General features: G+C 59.7%; 20 protein-coding genes. 11 read left to right on the forward strand and 9 right to left on the reverse strand.

Going from position 1 to position 19672, the window contains the following annotated elements; translation table 11 throughout:
* Positions 1–6: 6 nt before the first annotated feature.
* From C2E19_RS06370 to C2E19_RS06380, 3 genes are read left to right on the forward strand one after another with little or no spacing between them, the layout of a single operon-like run.
* Positions 7–1188, forward strand: a complete 1182-nt coding sequence (locus tag C2E19_RS06370; RefSeq protein WP_129389484.1) for an amino acid ABC transporter permease — start codon at positions 7–9, stop codon at positions 1186–1188.
* Positions 1189–1198: 10 nt separating this feature from the next.
* Positions 1199–2293, forward strand: coding sequence for an amino acid ABC transporter permease (locus C2E19_RS06375; RefSeq protein WP_129389487.1), 1095 nt, complete (start codon positions 1199–1201; stop codon positions 2291–2293).
* A gap of 11 nt (positions 2294–2304) precedes the next feature.
* Positions 2305–3069: an amino acid ABC transporter ATP-binding protein gene (locus tag C2E19_RS06380; protein WP_008080191.1), complete on the forward strand. Its 765-nt coding sequence runs from the start codon at positions 2305–2307 to the stop codon at positions 3067–3069.
* 57 nt (positions 3070–3126) lie between these two features.
* Here the strand turns inward: C2E19_RS06380 and C2E19_RS06385 are convergent, their stop codons facing one another.
* Positions 3127–3615, reverse strand: coding sequence for a type II toxin-antitoxin system MqsA family antitoxin (locus C2E19_RS06385; RefSeq protein ID WP_129389490.1), 489 nt, complete (start codon positions 3613–3615; stop codon positions 3127–3129).
* The gene (locus C2E19_RS06390) at positions 3612–3923 is read right to left on the reverse strand and encodes a type II toxin-antitoxin system MqsR family toxin (RefSeq protein WP_129389493.1); all 312 of its coding nucleotides are present in this window, start codon (positions 3921–3923) and stop codon (positions 3612–3614) included. The genes C2E19_RS06385 and C2E19_RS06390 overlap by 4 nt, the downstream gene beginning before the upstream one ends.
* A gap of 166 nt (positions 3924–4089) precedes the next feature.
* Here C2E19_RS06390 and C2E19_RS06395 point away from each other — a divergent pair, with 166 nt between their 5' ends.
* The 5 genes from C2E19_RS06395 (at position 4090) to C2E19_RS06415 (ending at position 8069) form a co-directional block, all read left to right on the forward strand.
* The gene (locus C2E19_RS06395; RefSeq protein WP_129389496.1) at positions 4090–4749 is read left to right on the forward strand and encodes a FadR/GntR family transcriptional regulator; all 660 of its coding nucleotides are present in this window, start codon (positions 4090–4092) and stop codon (positions 4747–4749) included.
* Positions 4739–6043, forward strand: a complete 1305-nt coding sequence (locus C2E19_RS06400; protein WP_129389499.1) for a CynX/NimT family MFS transporter — start codon at positions 4739–4741, stop codon at positions 6041–6043. Before C2E19_RS06395 ends, C2E19_RS06400 begins: the two co-directional genes overlap by 11 nt.
* A 193-nt stretch (positions 6044–6236) precedes the next feature.
* On the forward strand, positions 6237–6707 hold the full coding sequence (locus tag C2E19_RS06405; RefSeq protein ID WP_129389503.1) for a nuclear transport factor 2 family protein: 471 nt from the start codon (positions 6237–6239) through the stop codon (positions 6705–6707).
* A gap of 39 nt (positions 6708–6746) precedes the next feature.
* Positions 6747–7049 carry a GIY-YIG nuclease family protein gene (locus tag C2E19_RS06410; protein WP_129389506.1) on the forward strand — a complete coding sequence of 101 codons (303 nt, stop codon included), beginning with the start codon at positions 6747–6749 and terminating at the stop codon, positions 7047–7049.
* 84 nt (positions 7050–7133) lie between these two features.
* Positions 7134–8069 (forward strand): glutathione S-transferase family protein, encoded by a 936-nt coding sequence (locus tag C2E19_RS06415; RefSeq protein WP_129389509.1) that lies wholly within the window; start codon positions 7134–7136, stop codon positions 8067–8069.
* Positions 8070–8152: 83 nt separating this feature from the next.
* Here C2E19_RS06415 and C2E19_RS06420 read toward each other — a convergent pair whose 3' ends face one another.
* Together C2E19_RS06420 and yejK are read right to left on the reverse strand one after the other, a co-directional pair.
* The gene (locus C2E19_RS06420; protein ID WP_129389513.1) at positions 8153–8503 is read right to left on the reverse strand and encodes a glutaredoxin family protein; all 351 of its coding nucleotides are present in this window, start codon (positions 8501–8503) and stop codon (positions 8153–8155) included.
* Positions 8503–9507: a nucleoid-associated protein YejK gene (gene yejK / locus C2E19_RS06425; RefSeq protein ID WP_007909053.1), complete on the reverse strand. Its 1005-nt coding sequence runs from the start codon at positions 9505–9507 to the stop codon at positions 8503–8505. Before yejK ends, C2E19_RS06420 begins: the two co-directional genes overlap by 1 nt.
* Before the next feature lie 520 nt (positions 9508–10027).
* Between yejK and C2E19_RS06430 the strand changes: the two genes are divergently transcribed.
* Positions 10028–10309 carry an HU family DNA-binding protein gene (locus tag C2E19_RS06430; protein WP_129389516.1) on the forward strand — a complete coding sequence of 94 codons (282 nt, stop codon included), beginning with the start codon at positions 10028–10030 and terminating at the stop codon, positions 10307–10309.
* A gap of 181 nt (positions 10310–10490) precedes the next feature.
* Here the strand turns inward: C2E19_RS06430 and rlmF are convergent, their stop codons facing one another.
* From rlmF to C2E19_RS06455, 5 genes are all read right to left on the reverse strand, one after another.
* Complete coding sequence (gene rlmF / locus C2E19_RS06435) at positions 10491–11510, reverse strand: 23S rRNA (adenine(1618)-N(6))-methyltransferase RlmF (RefSeq protein WP_129389519.1); 1020 nt, start codon at positions 11508–11510, stop codon at positions 10491–10493.
* A 225-nt stretch (positions 11511–11735) separates the two neighbouring features.
* Positions 11736–14582, reverse strand: a complete 2847-nt coding sequence (locus C2E19_RS06440) for a valine--tRNA ligase (protein ID WP_129389522.1) — start codon at positions 14580–14582, stop codon at positions 11736–11738.
* Positions 14583–14773: 191 nt separating this feature from the next.
* On the reverse strand, positions 14774–15157 hold the full coding sequence (locus C2E19_RS06445) for a DNA polymerase III subunit chi (protein WP_129389525.1): 384 nt from the start codon (positions 15155–15157) through the stop codon (positions 14774–14776).
* An 8-nt stretch (positions 15158–15165) separates the two neighbouring features.
* Positions 15166–15594 (reverse strand): DNA polymerase III subunit chi, encoded by a 429-nt coding sequence (locus C2E19_RS06450; protein ID WP_129389528.1) that lies wholly within the window; start codon positions 15592–15594, stop codon positions 15166–15168.
* Between the two features lie 60 nt (positions 15595–15654).
* A complete protein-coding gene (locus C2E19_RS06455) occupies positions 15655–17145 on the reverse strand; it encodes a leucyl aminopeptidase (RefSeq protein ID WP_129389531.1) in 1491 nt (496 codons plus the stop codon).
* Between the two features lie 308 nt (positions 17146–17453).
* Between C2E19_RS06455 and lptF the strand changes: the two genes are divergently transcribed.
* Together lptF and lptG are read left to right on the forward strand one after the other, a co-directional pair.
* The gene (gene lptF, locus C2E19_RS06460; RefSeq protein ID WP_129389535.1) at positions 17454–18572 is read left to right on the forward strand and encodes an LPS export ABC transporter permease LptF; all 1119 of its coding nucleotides are present in this window, start codon (positions 17454–17456) and stop codon (positions 18570–18572) included.
* Positions 18565–19626 carry an LPS export ABC transporter permease LptG gene (gene lptG / locus C2E19_RS06465; RefSeq protein WP_129389537.1) on the forward strand — a complete coding sequence of 354 codons (1062 nt, stop codon included), beginning with the start codon at positions 18565–18567 and terminating at the stop codon, positions 19624–19626. Before lptF ends, lptG begins: the two co-directional genes overlap by 8 nt.
* Positions 19627–19672 lie beyond the last annotated feature (46 nt).

Raw genomic sequence — 19672 nt, forward strand, 5'->3', positions numbered from 1 at the left:
CACTTCATGCAAAATTCAATCGGCGCACCAAAGCAGAGGCTCAGCCTCAGCGATCCACGAGTGCGTGCGTGGCTATTCCAGATCATCACCGTTGTCGCGGTGGTCTCGATGGGCTGGTACCTGTTCGACAACACCCAAACCAACCTGCAGCACCGGGGCATCACTTCCGGCTTCAGTTTTCTCGAGCGCAGTGCCGGCTTCGGCATCGCTCAACACCTGATCGACTACACCGAAGCGGACAGTTATGCCCGCGTCTTTGTCATCGGTCTGCTCAACACCTTGCTGGTGACGGTCATCGGCGTGATCCTGGCGACAATCCTCGGCTTCATCATCGGTGTCGCCCGGCTGTCGCAGAACTGGATCATCAGCAAGCTGGCGACGGTGTACGTGGAAGTCTTCCGCAACATTCCGCCGCTGCTGCAAATCCTGTTCTGGTACTTCGCGGTGTTCCTGACCATGCCGGGGCCGCGCAACAGTCACAACTTCGGCGACACCTTCTTCGTCAGCAGCCGTGGCCTGAACATGCCGGCCGCGCTGATGGCTGACGGTTTCTGGGCGTTCGCGATCAGTGTTGTGGTGGCGATCATCGGCATCGTGCTGATGAACCGCTGGGCAACCAAGCGCTTTGAAGAAACCGGTGTGCCGTTCCACAAGTTCTGGGTGGGCCTGGCAATTCTGCTGGTGATTCCAAGCTTGTGCGCGTTGATTTTCGGCGCTCCGCTGCACTGGGAAATGCCCAAGTTGCAGGGCTTCAACTTCGTCGGCGGCTGGGTGCTGATCCCGGAGCTGCTTGCCTTGACCCTGGCCCTGACCGTGTACACCGCAGCGTTTATCGCCGAGATCGTACGTTCGGGGATCAAGTCGGTCAGCCATGGCCAGACCGAAGCGGCGCGTTCGCTCGGCCTGCGCAACGGCCCGACTCTGCGCAAGGTGATCATTCCGCAAGCCCTGCGCGTGATCATTCCGCCGCTGACCAGCCAATACCTCAACCTGGCGAAGAACTCCTCGCTGGCGGCCGGTATCGGTTATCCGGAAATGGTTTCGCTGTTCGCCGGCACCGTGCTCAACCAGACCGGGCAGGCCATCGAAGTCATAGCCATCACCATGAGCGTGTACCTGGCGATCAGTATCAGCATTTCCCTGCTGATGAACTGGTACAACAAGCGCATTGCGCTGATCGAGCGGTAAGGAAAAGCGCATGAGTACTCATACTTTCAAACCCGACATGCCCCCACCGAACAGCAGTATCGGCGTGGTGGCGTGGATGCGCGCGAACATGTTTTCCAGCTGGCTCAACACCTTGCTGACACTGTTTGCGTTCTATCTGATTTATCTCGTTGTGCCACCGATCCTCAGCTGGGCCATTCTCGACGCCAACTGGGTCGGCACCACCCGCGCCGACTGCACCAAGGACGGCGCCTGCTGGGTGTTCATTCAGCAGCGTTTCGGCCAGTTCATGTACGGCTACTACCCGCCGGAACTGCGCTGGCGCGTCGACCTGACCGTGTGGCTGGCGGTCCTCGGTGCGGCGCCATTGTTCATCTCGCGCGTACCGCATAAAGCGATCTACGGGCTGAGCTTTCTGGTGCTGTACCCGATCATCGCCTTCACCCTGTTGCACGGTGGTTTCGGCCTGACCCAAGTGGCGACCAGCCAGTGGGGCGGCCTGATGCTGACCCTGGTAATCGCCACTGTCGGCATCGCCGGTGCGTTGCCGTTGGGGATTGTCCTGGCGCTGGGGCGTCGTTCGAACATGCCGGCGATTCGGGTGGTCTGCGTGACCTTCATCGAGTTCTGGCGCGGCGTGCCGTTGATCACTGTGCTGTTCATGTCTTCGGTGATGCTGCCGCTGTTCCTGCCTGAAGGCATGAACTTCGACAAGCTGCTGCGGGCGTTGATCGGGGTGATCCTGTTCCAGTCGGCGTATGTCGCCGAAGTGGTGCGCGGCGGTCTGCAAGCGATCCCCAAAGGGCAATACGAAGCGGCCGCAGCGATGGGCCTCGGTTACTGGCGTTCGATGGGCCTGGTGATTCTGCCGCAAGCCCTGAAGCTGGTGATCCCCGGCATCGTCAACACCTTCATTGCGCTGTTCAAGGACACCAGCCTTGTGATCATCATCGGCCTCTTTGACCTGCTCAACAGCGTCAAGCAAGCCGCTGCCGATCCGAAATGGCTGGGCATGGCCACCGAAGGCTACGTGTTCGCCGCCCTGGTGTTCTGGATTTTCTGTTTTGGTATGTCGCGCTATTCCATGCATCTGGAACGCAAGCTCGACACTGGCCACAAGCGTTAGGAGTTCTGTAAATGAGTGAAGCAATCAAAAAGCCTGTGGGTCCTGAAGGCATTATTCAGATGCAGGGCGTCAACAAGTGGTACGGCCAGTTCCACGTGCTCAAAGACATCAACCTCAACGTCAAACAGGGCGAGCGTATCGTTCTGTGCGGCCCGTCAGGTTCCGGCAAATCGACGACGATTCGCTGCCTCAATCGTCTGGAAGAACACCAGCAGGGCCGCATCGTTGTCGATGGCGTGGAACTGACCAACGACCTCAAGCAGATCGAAGCGATCCGCCGTGAAGTCGGCATGGTGTTCCAGCACTTCAACCTGTTCCCGCACCTGACCATTCTGCAGAACTGCACCCTGGCGCCGATGTGGGTACGCAAGATGCCCAAGCGCAAGGCCGAGGAAATCGCCATGCATTACCTGGAGCGCGTACGCATTCCGGAGCAGGCGCACAAATTCCCGGGGCAACTGTCCGGCGGTCAGCAGCAGCGTGTGGCGATTGCCCGCGCCCTGTGCATGAAGCCGAAAATCATGCTGTTCGATGAACCGACTTCAGCGCTCGATCCGGAGATGGTGAAAGAGGTTCTGGACACCATGATCGGCTTGGCTGAAGACGGCATGACCATGCTCTGCGTAACCCACGAAATGGGCTTCGCCCGCACCGTGGCCAATCGCGTGATCTTCATGGACAAGGGCGAGATCGTCGAGCAGGCAGCGCCGAATGACTTCTTCGATAACCCGCAGAATGAGCGGACGAAGTTGTTCTTGAGTCAGATTTTGCATTGATCGACTCCAGGCGCTGAAATAAACCCGGATTGAGTTCCGGGTTTATTTTGTCCGGTGTCAGGAGGTCAATACAGGTTCCTGTTCTGGGTAACGCGCAGCCATTAGCTGCTTGAGATCGTTACCTTGATTGACTGTCTGTACGTCGGCCAGCAAATGCGGATGGCGATCCAGTAGTTGCATCAAGGTGAGCAGCGGTTGAGGAGGAGAAAGCTCGCCCCGCTCGTAGCGTGAAAATGCATTGTGTCCTCCACCCGATAACAACTTCACCGCGTTCCTTTGTGTGAGATGAAGCTTAAGTCGGATGCGTTTCATCTCGGCGCCAATAAGTCGAAGGGAGTCTTCGAGCAAACGATCCCCGGCGTCCACGTAGCGTTCAGCGCTGTCGGTGTCCTTGTCAAAAATGATTTCACCGCACACCCTGCACTCCCAACCGGCAAGATTGTGCACGAGCCGCGAAAACTGTTTGTAATTGACGGTGAGACTGCGACTTCGAAAATGACTCATTCCGTCTTCTGTGCCGCAACTGATGCACGGTTTTTTGCTCATGTGTTTTTCTCCTTGAAGGAGATTACCGGGGGCCCACCGCTAGAGCAGTAAGTCACTTTGATGTAAATCTCCAAACCACGAAACGAGGTGTGATAAACGTCATGCCAGTTGCGATGGTTGGAGTAGGACGTCATGGATTTGTAAAGCATGCGCCGCTCAAGCGAGCAGACGATATGCATCATTGATTCATATGACATGCCCATTTCCCTGCCAATCTCCAACGCGCGTCGGGTGAAGGCTTCTTTGCCGCGTCGCACGACATCCACCTTGATCACCGCCAAGTCGTAATGGGGCGTGTTCTTCTCCATAAGAAACCAAAACCCTGTCCTTGAAATTACCCTTAAAGGGTAATTTTGACCAATCGAAAATACTGCTCCATGTGTCGCCTTTTGACCCTAGGTGGTTGCCGTCCTACATGGGTCTGACTAACATGTCGGAAAATTCATCCTATGATTGGATGAAAGGGCGAACTCTATGTCAGACATTTCTCCACTCATCAAACGATCCCTGGTTGATCAGGCCCTGGATCAGCTTCGCCAGCGCATCAACAGCGGCGCCTGGCAGGTTGGCGAGCGATTGCCGACCGAGCCCGAGCTGTGCGCCGAGCTGGGCATCAGCCGCAACACCGTGCGTGAAGCCATGCGCGTATTGGCCTTTTCCGGATTGATCGAAATTCGCCAGGGCGATGGCAGTTACTTGCGCGCGGTGGTCGATCCGCTCGACACGCTGAAAGCGCTGTCGCGTTGCTCGCTCGATCAAGCGCGGGAAACCCGGCACATCCTCGAAGTCGAGGCGATCGGCCTAGCGGCATTACGCCGTACCGACGCAGACCTCGCGGCATTGCGTGAAGCGCTCGGCACCAGCGGCAGCCACTATCACGGCGATCTCGATACCTTCATCGCCTGCGATCTGGTGTTCCATCGCCGCTTGGTCGACGCCGCACACAACCCGACGCTCAGCGAGTTGTATGGCTATTTCTCCAGCGTCGTCGGTGCGCAATTGCGCCAGACCCTGAACATCGTCCCGCGCCGACAGGAAGTGTTCGACCTGCACATCGAGTTGCTCGAAGCGGTCGAACAACGCGACCCGGAACGGGCCAAAGCCTTGTCGAGGCAGTTGATCAATGAACCTTGAAACCGAGAAATCCATGTCCCGCAACGAGATAACCACAGCGCCGACACGCACGGCAGAACTAGAAGAGCTGCTGATCGACGCCGAGGCCGATGACGAGCAAGTCCAGCAAAGCCATCCGCTGGTGCGCCGTCCGTGGCTGCTGCTGTTGGGGCTGATTCTGGTGGCACTGAACCTGCGTCCGGCACTGTCGAGCATGGCGCCGCTGCTTAGTGACGTCTCGAAAAGTCTGGGTCTGTCCGCTGCTCAGGCCGGTTTGCTGACCACGCTGCCGGTACTTTGCCTGGGGCTGTTTGCCCCGCTTGCGCCAATCCTCGCGCGGCGTTTCGGTGCCGAGCGCGTGGTGCTGGGGATTCTGCTGACACTGGCTGGCGGGATCATCCTGCGCAGTAACTTCGGTGAAATCGGCCTGTTCGCTGGCAGCGTGCTGGGCGGCGCCAGTATCGGCATCGTCGGTGTATTGCTGCCGGGCATCGTCAAGCGCGACTTCGCCAAACACGCGGGCACCATGACGGGTGTCTACACCATGGCCTTGTGTCTGGGCGCGGCGATGGCCGCGGGATCAAGTGTGCCATTGAGCGAGCATTTTGGCGGAAGCTGGGCAGTCGGCCTGGGCTTCTGGGTCATCCCGGCGCTGATTGCGGCGCTGTTCTGGTTGCCGCAGGTCGGGCAGAAACATGGCGCACATAACGTTGCCTATCGCGTGCGCGGTCTGTTGCGTGATCCGCTGGCCTGGCAGGTGACGTTGTACATGGGCCTGCAATCGTCGCTGGCGTACATCGTGTTCGGTTGGTTGCCGTCGATCCTCATCGGTCGCGGGCTGACGCCGACTCAAGCGGGTCTGGTGTTGTCCGGTTCGGTGATCATCCAGCTCGCCAGTTCGCTCGCGGCTCCGTGGCTGGCGACTCGCGGCAAAGATCAGCGTCTGGCCATCGTCGTGGTCATGGCATTGACCCTCGCAGGTTTGTTCGGTTGCCTGTACGCGCCAATCGACGGGCTGTGGGGCTGGGCGATTCTGCTGGGTCTGGGGCAGGGCGGTACGTTCAGCCTGGCGTTGACCCTGATCGTGTTGCGTTCGCGGGATTCGCACGTTGCGGCGAACCTGTCGAGCATGTCCCAGGGTTTCGGCTACACGCTGGCGTCGATGGGGCCGTTCGCGGTCGGCATCGTGCACGACTGGACCGGTGGCTGGAATGCGGTGGGCTGGATCTTTGGCATCATCGGCACAGGCGCGATCATCGCCGGCCTCGGCGCCGGCCGTGCACTGTACGTGCAAGTGCAAAGCGAAAAAATCTGACCCTTGTAGGAGCTGCGGCACGCTGCGATCTTTTGATCTTGATCCTTGGTCAATCAACATCAAAAGATCGCAGCGTTCCGCAGCTCCTACAGGGTTTTTTGTGTTGTTGGTATTCGGTGGGCGAATGCCGATAGTGTTTCTGCGGTTTGCAGATTATCGTGCTGGCAATCTGTACCTCTTTTGGAGATAGCCCATGAGTGAAGCCCACGCCGCGTTGATCACCCGGTTCTACGAAGCCTTCAAACGTCTGGATGCCGAGGCCATGGCTGCCTGCTATACCGATGACGTGGTGTTCAGCGATCCGGCCTTCGGCGAACTGCGCGGGCGCGATGCCGGCGACATGTGGCGCATGCTCACCACCCGGGCCAAAGACTTCTCCCTGACCTTCGACAACGTTCGCGCCGATGAGCGCAGCGGCGGCGCCCATTGGGTCGCGACCTACCTGTTCAGCCAGACCGGCAATGTCGTGGTCAACGATATCCAGGCCCGTTTCGTCTTCCGTGACGGCAAGATCTGCGAGCACCACGACCACTTCGATTTGTGGCGCTGGTCGCGTCAGGCCCTGGGTTTCAAAGGCCTGCTGCTCGGTTGGACGCCGCTGGTACGCAATGCCGTGCGGGCGCAGGCATTGAAGGGACTGAAGGCATTTCAGGCCAGTCGCTGATAAGATCGCGGCCTGTTTCCTACACGTCCTGATCCCGAAGTGACCAGCCTGAGCGAAAAATCCATCGATGTTGCCGAGCCGGTGAGCAAATCCTGGTTCGTCTACCTCGTTCGCGCGGCCAATGGCTCTTTGTATTGCGGGATCAGTGACGATCCGGTGCGCCGTTTTGCCAAGCACCAGAGCGGTAAAGGCGCGCGGTTCTTCCTCTCCAGCCCGGCCATGGCGCTGGTCTATACCGAGCTGTGCCGCGACAAGAGCGATGCCTTGCGCCAGGAACGGCTGATCAAAAAGCTGCGCAAGAGCGCCAAGGAATGCCTGGTTGCGTCTTATCAATCTGACTGATGGGTTCCCATCAGGCAGATCTGTAGGCTGCTAAGCAAATGCACGCTAAGCTGCCGGCACACTAACTGAGCGGCGGAGCCGAGCATGTCCGAGTTGATTCTGCATCATTACCCGACCTCCCCATTTGCCGAGAAGGCCCGCCTGCTGCTGGGTTTCAAAGGCTTGTCCTGGCGCTCGGTGCACATCTCGCCAGTGATGCCCAAACCGGATCTGACTGCGCTGACCGGTGGCTACCGCAAAACGCCGGTGCTGCAGATCGGCGCTGATATCTATTGCGACACTTCTTTGATCGCGCGTCGTCTGGAACAAGAAAAAGCGCTGCCGGCGTTCTTCCCCGAAGGCCAGGAATTCACCACCGCCAGTTTTGCCACGTGGGCTGACTCGGTGGTGTTCCAGCATGCGGTGAGCCTGGTTTTCCAGCCGGAGTCGGTCGCCGTGCGTTTCGCCAAGCTGCCGCCGGAAGCGATCAAGGCTTTTATCGCCGACCGTGCCGGGCTGTTCTCGGGTGGCAGCGCCACACGTCTGTCCGCCGAACAGGCCAAGCACCAATGGCCGACGATCATGGCGCGTCTGGAGCAGCAACTGCAGCGTGAGCAGGGCGACTTCCTGTTTGGCGAGCCGTCGATTGCCGACTTCGCGCTGGCGCATCCAATGTGGTTCCTCAAGGCCACGCACGTGACTGCACCGCTGGTGGACGAGTATCCGGCGGTTTCGGCGTGGTTGAGTCGAGTACTGGGCTTCGGTCATGGCGCGGCGAGTGCGATGACTTCGGAAGAGGCGTTGGAAGTGGCGCGTAACGCGACTCCGGCGGCATTGCCGGATGAGCAGTTCATAGACCCGAACGGTTTCAAGGCAGGTCAGCAAGTGGCAATCGCCGCGACGGATTACGGGGTTGATCCGGTGGTCGGTGAGTTGCTGTTTGCCGGTAGTGAAGAGTTGATCGTTCGTCGCGAGGACGAGCGTGGCGGCGTGGTGCATGTGCACTTCCCGCGCTTCGGTTTCCGCATCGAGGCTCGCTAAAAGCAAAAGATCGCAGCCTGCGGCAGCTCCTACACATGTCTCATGTAGGAGCTGCCGCAGGCTGCGATCTTTTGATCTTGCTGTTATTTCAGAGCGGCGAGAATCTCGTCCGGATCAAACCCGCGAATCAACGTGCCGTTGACGTCGATCAACGGAATCCCGCGCCCACCCAATGCCTCATACGCCTTGCGCGCTTGGGCATCCTTCTCGATATCGAATTCCTTGAATGGAATCCCCTTGCTGTCGAGAAAGCGCTTGGTCTGCTTGCAGTAGCCGCACCAGTCGGTGGCGTAGAGCACGACGTTGGCCTGCGCCCGCGTCTGCTCCGCAACCATCTGCGACGGATTGAACACCCGCTCGATCTTGCCCCAGTTCTGATAGACCACAACCACCAGCAGAACCAGAGCAACCTTCTTCAGCACATTGCCGAGCATCAGTTGCGCCGCTTCAGCTGATCGGTCAGCGACGTCGGCAGGCCCTTGATCACCAACGTGCCAGCCTCTTCGTCGTACTCGATCTTCGAGCCGAGCAGGTGCGCTTCAAAGCTGATCGACAGGCCTTCGGCGCGGCCGGTGAAACGGCGGAATTGGTTCAGGGTGCGTTTGTCCGCCGGAATCTCTGGCGACAGGCCGTAGTCCTTGTTGCGGATATGGTCGTAGAAGGCTTTCGGGCGCTCTTCGTCGATCAGCTCGGAGAGTTCTTCCAGGCCCATCGGTTCGCCGAGTTTGGCCTGACTGCTGGCGTAATCGACCAGGGTCTTGGTCTTCTCGCGCGCGGACTCTTCCGGCAGGTCTTCGCTCTCGACGAAATCACTGAACGCCTTGAGCAGCGTGCGCGTCTCGCCCGGGCCGTCGACGCCTTCCTGGCAGCCGATGAAGTCGCGGAAGTACTCCGAAACCTTTTTGCCGTTTTTGCCCTTGATGAACGAGATGTACTGCTTGGACTGCTTGTTGTTCTGCCACTCGGAGACGTTGATCCGCGCCGCCAGGTGCAACTGGCCGAGGTCGAGGTGACGCGACGGGGTCACGTCGAGCTCGTCGGTCACCGCCACGCCTTCGCTGTGGTGCAGCAGGGCGATAGCGAGGTAATCGGTCATGCCTTGCTGATAGTGGGCGAACAGCACGTGGCCGCCGACCGACAGGTTCGACTCCTCCATCAGCTTTTGCAGGTGCTCGACCGCGACTTTACTGAACGCGGTGAAGTCCTTGCCGCCCTCCATGTATTCCTTCAGCCAGCCGCTGAACGGGAACGCACCGGATTCCGGATGAAACAGACCCCAGGCCTTGCCCTGTTTGGCGTTATAGCTCTCGTTGAGATCGGCGAGCATGTTCTCGATGGCCGCAGACTCAGCCAGTTCCGTGTCACGGGCGTGCAGAACAGCGGGCGTGCCGTCGGGTTTTTTGTCGATCAGGTGGACGATGCAATGACGGATCGGCATGGGCTTCTCGGCTGGTGGAAGGGAGGAGGGCAGGCTCCCCCGAAAAAGCGCTAAGTGTACCGCAATCTCCAGCCGAGGCTCCCTGTAGGAGCTGCCGAAGGCTGCGATCTTTTGATCTTGTTTTTTTCAAAAGCCAGATCAAAAGATCGCAGCCTGCGGCAGCTCCTACATAAACGGGAAACTGCGTTGGCGGCAGCGTAAACGGGGGGGTGTAGGGCAAAACCGGGGCGTGTGAGCGGGCTTATGCAGTTTTTTACCGATTTAGAGCAATAAAGCTGACCAAATGGGTAGCTAGAGGCGGATATTTCCTTGTCTCTGTGCTAGTTTTGCCCGGTCTTACGCGAAGTCACTGCGTTAAGCGTGCAATCAGCATTTGTCAGGTCGAACCAAACCCTGATTTCGGTATCTATAACCCGACTCGTCGTGGTTATCGCCGAGGGTGCCAGATCCAGAAGATCGGGCTCGATGGCTGACACTGCACTCTGCAATCCATATGAATTTGATAGGGAAGGAACACTACATGGCTCTTACTAAAGACCAACTGATCGCCGACATCGCTGAAGCTATCGACGCGCCGAAAACCACCGCGCGTAACGCTCTGGACCAACTGGGCCAAATCGTTGCCGATCAGCTGGAAAACGGCGGCGAAATCACCTTGCCAGGTATCGGCAAGCTGAAAGTGACCGAGCGTCCTGCCCGCACTGGCCGTAACCCTTCGACTGGCGTTGCCATCGAAATCCCTGCGAAGAAAGTGATCAAGCTGGTTGTGGCCAAAGGCCTGACCGACGCTGTGAACAAGTAAGACGCAGCAATAAAAAACCGTGCACCGGAGTGATCCGGGCACGGTTTTTTTGTGCCTGCGATTTGAGGCGTTACCCCTGTAGGAGCTGCGGCACGCTGCGATCTTTTGATTTTGTGTTTAAAAATCAATCAAGATCAAAAGATCGCAGCGTGCCGCAGCTCCTACACGGGGCCGAGCAGGGTTAGCGCACCCAGCGCTCGCGGCGCCAGATCTGCTGTTCGGACTTGGTCTGGAAGGTCCAGGCGACGAAACGGCTCTGCTTCTGCCCCTGGGACATCTCCACCACCTGGCTTTCCAGCACGCCGGCCTTTTTCAGTGCGGTTTCGATGGCTGGCAGGTTCGAGGCTTTCGACACCAGCGTGCTGAACCACAGCACTTTGTGCTGGAAGTTTGCGCTCTCGGCGATCAATTGCGTCACGAAACGCGCTTCACCGCCTTCACACCACAGCTCCGCCGACTGGCCGCCGAAGTTCAGCACTGGCAGTTTGCGTTTTGGGTCGGCACGGCCCAGCGCGCGCCATTTGCGCTCGCTGCCCTTGGTCGCTTCGTCCATCGAGGCGTGGAACGGCGGGTTGCACATGGTCAGGTCAAAGCGCTCGCCCGGCTCCAGCAAGCCGATCAGGATGTGCTTGCGGTTTTCCTGCTGGCGCAGCTGGATAACCTTGTTCAGATCGTTGGACTGGACGATGGCGCGGGCGGCGGCTACGGCCGTCGGGTCGATTTCCGAGCCGAGGAAGTGCCAGCGGTATTCGCTGTTGCCGATCAGCGGATACACGCAGTTGGCGCCCATGCCGATATCGAGCACGTTGACGATCGCGCCGCGCGGCACTTTGCCGTCGTTCATGCTCGCGAGCAGGTCAGCGAGGAAATGCACGTAATCGGCACGGCCCGGAACAGGCGGGCAGAGGTAGTCTGCCGGGATGTCCCAGTGCTGGATGCCATAAAACGACTTGAGCAGCGCCCGGTTGAACACGCGCACCGCGTCGGGGCTGGCGAAGTCGATGCTTTCCTTGCCGTACGGGTTGATGATCACGAACTTCGCCAGTTCCGGCGTGGTCTTGATCAGCGCCGGGAAGTCGTAACGACCCTGATGGCGATTGCGCGGGTGCAGGCTGGCCTTTTCACGCGGTTCGACGGTCTTGGCCGGGGTCGCGGAGTCGGGCTTCTTGCGCGCAGGTTTGGGTGTGCGGGGGGCGTTCATGGGCGTGGTCGATTCGGGTATGGCTGAAAGTGGCGGGTATTGTCCCACATTGACGAGCTATGCGCCGAACCCATGTAGGAGCTGCCGCAGGCTGCGATCTTTTGATCTGGCATTTAAAAAAACATCAAAAGATCGCAGCCTTCGGCAGCTCCTACAGGGGGGAGTGTGTGGCGGGAATGAAAAAGGGAGGCCACTTGGGCCTCCCTTTTTCAGTGCGATTTGCCGTTACAGGCTGGCAATCCGCGCGTGCTGCTCGGCCAGTTTGCCCAAGGCCTGTTCCGCCTCGGCCAGTTTGGCGCGTTCTTTGTCGATGACTTCGGCCGGAGCCTTGTCAACGAAACCGGCGTTGGACAGCTTGCCGCCGACACGCTGGACTTCGCCCTGCAGACGCAGGATTTCCTTGTCCAGGCGCGCCAGCTCGGCGTCCTTGTCGATCAGACCGGCCATCGGCACCAGCACTTCCATCTCGCCAACCAGAGCGGTAGCGGACAACGGTGCTTCTTCACCAGCCTTCAGAACAGTGATCGATTCCAGACGCGCCAGTTTCTTCAGCAGCGCTTCGTTCTCGGTCAGACGGCGCTGGTCTTCAGCGCTGACGTTCTTCAGGTAGATCGGCAGTGGCTTGCCCGGGCCGATGTTCATTTCGCCACGGATGTTACGCGTGCCGAGCATCAGTTCCTTCAGCCATTCGATGTCGTTCTCGGCGGCCGGATCGATGCGCTCTTCATTGGCCACTGGCCAAGGCTGCAGCATGATCGTCTTGCCCTGAATGCCGGCCAGCGGCGCGATGCGCTGCCAGATTTCTTCAGTGATGAACGGCATGAACGGATGCGCCAGACGCAATGCCACTTCCAGTACGCGAACCAGCGTACGGCGGGTGCCGCGCTGACGTTCAACCGGCGCGTTCTCGTCCCACAGCACTGGCTTGGACAGTTCCAGGTACCAGTCGCAGTATTGGTTCCAGATGAACTCGTACAGCGCTTGCGCGGCGAGGTCGAAACGGAACTGGTCGAGTTGACGGGTCACTTCGGCTTCGGTGCGTTGCAGCTGCGAGATGATCCAGCGATCCGCCAGCGACAGCTCGTAGGCTTCGCCGTTCTGACCGCAGTCTTCGCCCTTGTCCAGGACGTAGCGTGCGGCGTTCCAGATCTTGTTGCAGAAGTTGCGATAGCCTTCAACGCGGCCCATGTCGAACTTGATGTCGCGACCGGTCGAGGCCAGCGAGCAGAAGGTGAAGCGCAGGGCGTCGGTGCCGTAGCTGGCGATGCCGTCGGCGAACTCGTCGCGGGTCTGCTTCTCGATCTTCTTCGCCAGTTTCGGCTGCATCAGGCCGGAAGTGCGTTTCTGCACCAGGTCTTCCAGCTCGATACCGTCGATGATGTCCAGCGGGTCGAGCACGTTGCCCTTGGACTTGGACATCTTCTGGCCCTGGCCATCACGCACCAGACCGTGCACATAAACGGTCTTGAACGGAACCTGCGGCGTGCCGTCCTCGTTCTTCATCAAGTGCATGGTCATCATGATCATCCGGGCAACCCAGAAGAAAATGATGTCGAAACCCGTCACCAGCACGTCGGTGGAGTGGAATTTCTTCAGGAACTCGGTCTGCTCAGGCCAGCCCAGGGTGGAGAACGTCCACAGACCCGAACTGAACCAGGTGTCGAGAACGTCGTTGTCCTGTTGCAGCGCCACGTCCGGACCGAGGTTGTGCTTGGCACGCACTTCGGCTTCGTCGCGACCGACGTAGACTTTGCCCGACTCGTCGTACCAGGCCGGAATCCGGTGGCCCCACCACAGCTGACGGCTGATGCACCAGTCCTGGATGTCGCGCATCCACGAGAAGTACATGTTTTCGTACTGCTTCGGCACGAACTGGATGCGACCGTCTTCAACGGCAGCAATCGCAGGCTCGGCCAATGGTTTGGTCGACACGTACCACTGGTCGGTCAGCCACGGCTCGATGATGGTGCCGGAGCGATCGCCCTTCGGCACTTTCAGGGCGTGGTCGTTGACGCTGACCAGCAGGCCGGCGGCGTCGAACGCGGCAACGATCTGCTTGCGCGCTTCAAAACGCTCAAGACCGGCGTATTCAGCCGGGATCTTGCCGTCGATGCTGTCGTTCAGCGTACCGTCGAGGTTGAACACCTGCGCTGCCGGCAGCACGTTGGCATTCTTGTCGAAGATGTTCAGCAGCGGCAGGTTGTGGCGCTTGCCGACTTCGTAGTCGTTGAAATCGTGGGCCGGGGTGATTTTCACGCAGCCGGTGCCGAATTCAGGATCGCAATAATCGTCGGCAATGATCGGAATGCGGCGGCCAACCAGCGGCAGCTCGACAAATTTGCCGATCAGGGATTTGTAGCGCTCATCGTTCGGGTTCACCGCGACGGCGGAATCGCCGAGCATGGTTTCCGGACGGGTGGTCGCGACGATCAGGAAGTCGTTGCCTTCAGCGGTTTTCGCGCCGTCGGCCAGCGGGTACTTCAGGTTCCACAGGAAACCCTTGTCGTCGTGGTTTTCCACTTCGAGGTCGGAAATTGCCGTGTGCAGTTTGGTGTCCCAGTTGACCAGACGCTTGCCGCGATAGATCAGACCGTCTTCGTGCAGGCGCACGAACGCTTCTTTAACGGCTTCCGAGAGGCCGTCGTCCATGGTGAAGCGCTCGCGGCTCCAGTCGACGGACGAGCCGAGGCGGCGGATCTGACGGCTGATGTTGCCGCCGGACTGATCCTTCCATTCCCAGACTTTCTCGAGGAATTTTTCACGGCCCAGATCGTGGCGATTCTGGCCCTGGGCTTCGAGTTGACGCTCCACCAGCATCTGCGTGGCGATACCGGCGTGGTCGGTGCCCGGCTGCCACAGGGTGTTGCGACCCTGCATGCGGCGGAAGCGGATCAGGGCGTCCATGATCGCGTTGTTGAAGCCGTGACCCATGTGCAGGCTGCCGGTGACGTTCGGCGGCGGGATCATGATGGTGTAGGAGTCGCCCGCGCCTTGCGGGGCGAAGTAGTTCTCGGACTCCCAGGTGTTGTACCAGGAAGTTTCAATGGCGTGCGGCTGGTAGGTCTTATCCATGCGCGGCGGGACCCTATTGGCATTAATTCAGGAAAAGCCGACGAGTATAGCGGGGCATGGGGCCGAGGGCGAGCGGGGCGGCCCCGGTTGAGGCCGTAAATGTAGGAGCTGCCGAAGGCTGCGATCTTTTGATCTTGTTTTTAAAATCAAAATCAAAAGATCGCAGCCTTCGGCAGCTCCTACAGGAGCGTTTACTCGTATTGGCTGAGGAGGCGTTCCATGCGCGCGTCGAGGCGGCGTTTGATCTCGGTTTCGATGTGCGGGGCGAAGTCGTCGATCACGTCTTGCATGATCAATTGCGCGGCGGCGCGCAGTTCGCTGTCGAGGTGAAGCAAGGCGTCCGGGCCTTTAGCCACGGGCGCGGCAGCTATTGGCGCTGGCGCAGGTGATGGTTCGACGGCCGGCGGCTCGCTGCCGACAGGATCGAACAACATCGGAATCTGTTCCTGTTCACCTTCATCGACCGTGTCGGTCAACAGCGGTGGTTGCAGGTTGTCGTCGCCGAGCAACTGGCGGATCGATTCGAGATCGTCCAGCAGGTGTGTCGGCTTTTGCTGCGGTTTCGGAGTGTCCATTGGAATGCTCAGAGTCGCTGTAAACGGTGATCTTGCAGAGGATAGCCCTGTTCGCGGTAGAAGCGAAAACTGTCCCGCGCAGCGGCTCGAATCGTCGGGTCTTCGACCACCACTTCCGCCACGCGGGCGAATTTGTGAGCGAAGGCCGGGACTTTCAAATCGAGGTTGACCAGCAAATCCTGGTGTTGGCCGCAGTCATCGCCCACGCCCAGTACAATCAAACCATCAGGTTCGCTGTCAGCCGGACCATGCGGTACGAAGGTTTCACCCTTGAACGCCCACAGGCGCGCATCGAGATCGTCACGCTGGGCCGCGTCGCTGCAATGCAGGTAGATACGGTGCCCCATGCGCCAGGCTTTCTCGGTGAGCTTGCAGGCAAAATCCAGGCGAGCCGAAGGATCGGCGCTGGGCAGGATATAGAAGTCGACTTTGGTCATTGCGGTTCCTGAGTTGCCAGCGGCGCCACCGGAGAGTGGCGCCGCCGCAAGTCATCGGTTTCAGGCTTTGGCGCGATCCAGCAGGTATTGGGTCAGCAGAGGCACCGGACGGCCGGTGGCGCCTTTGTCCTTGCCGCCGCTGGTCCATGCGGTGCCCGCGATGTCCAGGTGCGCCCAGTTGAGGTTCTTGGTGAAGCGCGACAGGAAGCAGGCCGCGGTGATGGTGCCGGCTTTCGGCCCGCCAATGTTGGCGATGTCGGCGAACGGGCTGTCGAGCTGTTCTTGATACTCATCGAACAGCGGCAGTTGCCAGGCGCGGTCGTCCGCTGCCTTGCCGGCGCTGAGCAGTTGGCCGATCAGTTCGTCGTTATTGCCCAGCAGGCCCGAGGTGTGCGCGCCCAGAGCAACCACGCAAGCGCCGGTCAGGGTGGCGATGTCGATCACTGCTTGTGGCTTGAAGCGCTCGGAGTAGGTCAGCGCGTCGCACAGCACCAGACGGCCTTCGGCGTCGGTGTTGAGGATTTCCACGGTCTGGCCGCTCATGGTGGTGACGATGTCGCCCGGACGCGCAGCGTTGCCGCTCGGCATGTTTTCCGCGCAAGCGAGGATGCACACCAGGTTGATCGGCAGCTTCAGTTCAAGCACGGCACGCAGGGTGCCGAAGACGGAGGCGGCGCCGCCCATGTCGTACTTCATTTCGTCCATGCCGGCGCCCGGTTTCAGGCTGATGCCGCCAGTGTCGAAGGTGATGCCTTTACCAACCAGTGCGTATGGCTTCTCGGATTTCTTGCCGCCGTTGTATTGCATGACGATCAGGCGCGGTGGTTGGGCGCTGCCCTGGCCGACGGCGTAGAACGAGCCCATGCCGAGGGATTTGATCTTCTTCTCGTCGAGGACTTCGACTTTCAGATCCTTGAACTCTTTGCCCAGATCCTTGGCTTGTTCGCCGAGGAAGGTCGGGTGGCAGATGTTCGGCGGCAGGTTGCCCAGGTTACGGGTGAACGCCATGCCGTTGGCGATCGCGGTGGCGTGATTCACCGCGCGTTGCACTTCGGCTTGCGCCGCCTTGATGGTCAGCAGGGTGATTTTCTTCAGCGCGCGCGGTTCGGCTTTCTGGCTCTTGAACTGGTCGAAGGTGTATTCGCCGTCCACCAGAGTTTCCGCCAGCAGACGGGTTTTGCCGTAGCTGTCGCGGTTTTTAACAATAATTTCATCCAGCGCCAGCACGGCGTCGCTGCCGTTCAGGCCTTTCAGGGTATTGAGGATGCCGGCAACGATTTTGCGGAACGGACGGTCGCCCAGTTCTTCATCCTTGCCCACGCCGATCAGCAGCACGCGCTCGGCTTTGAGGTTGGGCAGGCTGTGCAACAGCAGGCTTTGACCGACCTTGCCAGCCAGATCGCCACGCTTGAGTACGGCGCTGATGGCGCCACCGCTCAGCTCGTCGACCAGTTTGGCCGCGACCCCGAGCTTGCGGCCTTCGCCGACGGCAACCACCAGGGTGGCGGTTTTCAACGTTTCTGGGCTAACGCTTTTTACAACCAGTTCCATGTCCGGATCCCTGAATGAATGGTCAACACGCAGGCGTTCGACGGTGTCCGCAGTCGCCTGCTTATAGATAGAAGAGGCGCAGGCCAAAGCCTGCGACAAGGGCCGCAGTTTGAACCTCGCTCCCCGCGCCTGACAACCCTCGGTTGTACGATCTTCAACGTATTGCATGCACGGATGAGTGTGCGCAGTGACAGGCGACCTCAATCACAGGATAATGCCGCATCTTTTTCCGACGGCTCTGCGTTGCGGGCCGGTCGATGTGTTTGCTTGTTTGGCCGCCTTAGCCTGACAACCCTGGAGTGTCTGGTTTGATCGTCTTCCGTTATCTGTCCCGCGAAGTCCTGCTGACCCTCAGCGCAGTGAGTGCTGTGCTGCTGGTCATCATCATGAGCGGTCGCTTCATCAAATACCTTGCTCAGGCCGCTGCCGGCCAGCTCGATCCGGGCTCGCTGTTCCTGATCATGGGCTATCGCCTGCCGGGTTTCCTGCAACTGATTCTGCCGCTGGGCCTGTTCCTCGGGATCCTGCTGGCATACGGTCGCCTGTACCTGGAAAGCGAAATGACCGTGCTTTCGGCGACCGGCATGAGCCAGCAGAAGCTGTTTCGCATGACGCTGTTTCCGGCAACGCTGGTGGCACTGGTGGTGGCGTGGCTGAGCCTCGGCCTGGCCCCGCAAGGCGCCAATCAGTTTCAGTTGCTGCTGAACAAGCAGGATGCCCTGACCGAATTCGACACCCTCGAGCCGGGCCGCTTCCAGGCACTGCGTGACGGCACCCGGGTGACGTACACCGAAACCCTGAGTGACGATCGCGTCAATCTGGGCAGTGTATTCATCTCGCAGAAAAACCTCGGCGCCAATCAGAAGGACCGCGGGATTTCCGTACTGGTGGCCGAGAAGGGGCGTCAGGAAGTGCGTCCCGACGGCAATCGCTACCTGATTCTCGATAACGGCTATCGCTATGACGGCAGCCCGGGGCAGGCCGATTACCGCGCCATTCACTACGAAACCTATGGCGTGCTGCTGCCCAAGCCGGATGTCAGCGAAGAAGTCACCGACCGTGACGCCATGCCGACGTCAGCGCTGCTGAGCAGCGACGACATCCGCTCCAGAACCGAACTGCAATGGCGTCTGTCCCTGCCGCTGCTGGTGTTTATCGTGACCCTGATGGCGGTGCCGCTGTCGCGCGTGAACCCGCGTCAAGGGCGTTTCCTCAAGCTGCTGCCGGCGATTCTTCTTTATATGGCTTACCTGACCATCCTGATTGCCGCCCGCGGCGCCCTTGAAAAAGGCAAGATCCCGCCGGCCCTCGGCTTGTGGTGGGTGCATGCGATCTTCCTGATCATCGGCATCGGCCTGCTTTATTGGGAACCTCTGCGCCTGAAAATGGCCAGTCGTCGCGCGGCGCTGGAGGTGGCTCGTGGTTAAACTCGACCGCTACATCGGCAGCAGCGTGTTCATGGCGATCATCGCCGTGCTGGCGATCATTCTGGGCCTGGCGACGTTGTTTGCCTTTATCGATGAAATGGGCGATGTCAGCGATACCTACACGCTGCTCGATGTGCTCAGCTTCGTTCTGCTGACCGCGCCACGTCGACTCTATGAAATGCTGCCGATGGCGGCATTGATCGGCTGCCTGATCGGCCTCGGCAGTCTGGCCAGCAGCAGTGAGCTGACGGTCATGCGTGCCGCTGGCGTATCGATTGGCCGCATCGTCTGGGCCGTCATGAAGCCGATGCTGGTACTGATGCTGGCCGGCGTGCTGATCGGCGAATACGTCGCCCCGGCCACCGAGAGCATGGCTCAGGCCAATCGCTCGCTGGCGCAAGGCAGCGGTGATGCGCAAAGTGCCAAGCACGGTATGTGGCACCGTCAGGGTGAGGAGTTCATCCACATCAACGCCGTGCAACCGAACGGTCTGCTGTATGGCGTGACCCGCTACCACTTCGACAAGGAACGGCATCTGCTGAGTTCGAGCTTCTCGAAGAAAGCCGAGTTCGACGGCGATCACTGGCAGCTGACCGACGTGACCACCACGATGTTCCACGAGCGCAGCACCGAAGTGGTGAACACGCCGACCGAGCGTTGGGACGTGTCGCTCAGCCCGCAATTGCTCAGCACTGTGGTCATGGCGCCGGAATCGTTGTCGATCAGCGGCCTGTGGGGCTATATCCACTACCTGGCTGAGCAAGGCCTGAGCAACGGCCGCTACTGGCTGGCATTTTGGGTCAAGGTGTTGCAACCGCTGGTGACGGCCGCGCTGGTGTTGATGGCGATCTCTTTCATCTTCGGCCCGCTGCGCTCGGTAACGCTGGGGCAGCGCGTATTCACTGGCGTGCTGGTGGGCTTCACCTTCCGTATTGTCCAGGATTTGCTCGGCCCTTCCAGCCTGGTGTTCGGTTTCTCGCCGCTGTTTGCGGTGCTGGTGCCGGCCGGTGTCTGTGCGCTGGCAGGTGTCTGGCTGCTGCGAAGAGCCGGTTGATGCGCGCATTTTTACCTGCACTGTAATCTCGAAAACGCCTCGGTCG

Origin of the sequence: Pseudomonas sp. DTU12.3 (assembly GCF_004124275.1) — a bacterium.
Taxonomy (GTDB): Bacteria; Pseudomonadota; Gammaproteobacteria; order Pseudomonadales; family Pseudomonadaceae; genus Aquipseudomonas; species Aquipseudomonas helmanticensis.

Coding starts and splice junctions, on each gene's coding strand:
- C2E19_RS06370 (WP_129389484.1), top strand. CDS start 7: ATGCAAAATTCAATCGGCGCACCAAAGCAGAGGCTCAGCCTCAGCGAT.
- C2E19_RS06375 (WP_129389487.1), top strand. CDS start 1,199: ATGAGTACTCATACTTTCAAACCCGACATGCCCCCACCGAACAGCAGT.
- C2E19_RS06380 (WP_008080191.1), top strand. CDS start 2,305: ATGAGTGAAGCAATCAAAAAGCCTGTGGGTCCTGAAGGCATTATTCAG.
- C2E19_RS06385 (WP_129389490.1), bottom strand. CDS start 3,615: ATGAGCAAAAAACCGTGCATCAGTTGCGGCACAGAAGACGGAATGAGT.
- C2E19_RS06390 (WP_129389493.1), bottom strand. CDS start 3,923: ATGGAGAAGAACACGCCCCATTACGACTTGGCGGTGATCAAGGTGGAT.
- C2E19_RS06395 (WP_129389496.1), top strand. CDS start 4,090: ATGTCAGACATTTCTCCACTCATCAAACGATCCCTGGTTGATCAGGCC.
- C2E19_RS06400 (WP_129389499.1), top strand. CDS start 4,739: ATGAACCTTGAAACCGAGAAATCCATGTCCCGCAACGAGATAACCACA.
- C2E19_RS06405 (WP_129389503.1), top strand. CDS start 6,237: ATGAGTGAAGCCCACGCCGCGTTGATCACCCGGTTCTACGAAGCCTTC.
- C2E19_RS06415 (WP_129389509.1), top strand. CDS start 7,134: ATGTCCGAGTTGATTCTGCATCATTACCCGACCTCCCCATTTGCCGAG.
- C2E19_RS06420 (WP_129389513.1), bottom strand. CDS start 8,503: ATGCTCGGCAATGTGCTGAAGAAGGTTGCTCTGGTTCTGCTGGTGGTT.
- yejK (WP_007909053.1), bottom strand. CDS start 9,507: ATGCCGATCCGTCATTGCATCGTCCACCTGATCGACAAAAAACCCGAC.
- C2E19_RS06430 (WP_129389516.1), top strand. CDS start 10,028: ATGGCTCTTACTAAAGACCAACTGATCGCCGACATCGCTGAAGCTATC.
- rlmF (WP_129389519.1), bottom strand. CDS start 11,510: ATGAACGCCCCCCGCACACCCAAACCTGCGCGCAAGAAGCCCGACTCC.
- C2E19_RS06440 (WP_129389522.1), bottom strand. CDS start 14,582: ATGGATAAGACCTACCAGCCGCACGCCATTGAAACTTCCTGGTACAAC.
- C2E19_RS06445 (WP_129389525.1), bottom strand. CDS start 15,157: ATGGACACTCCGAAACCGCAGCAAAAGCCGACACACCTGCTGGACGAT.
- C2E19_RS06450 (WP_129389528.1), bottom strand. CDS start 15,594: ATGACCAAAGTCGACTTCTATATCCTGCCCAGCGCCGATCCTTCGGCT.
- C2E19_RS06455 (WP_129389531.1), bottom strand. CDS start 17,145: ATGGAACTGGTTGTAAAAAGCGTTAGCCCAGAAACGTTGAAAACCGCC.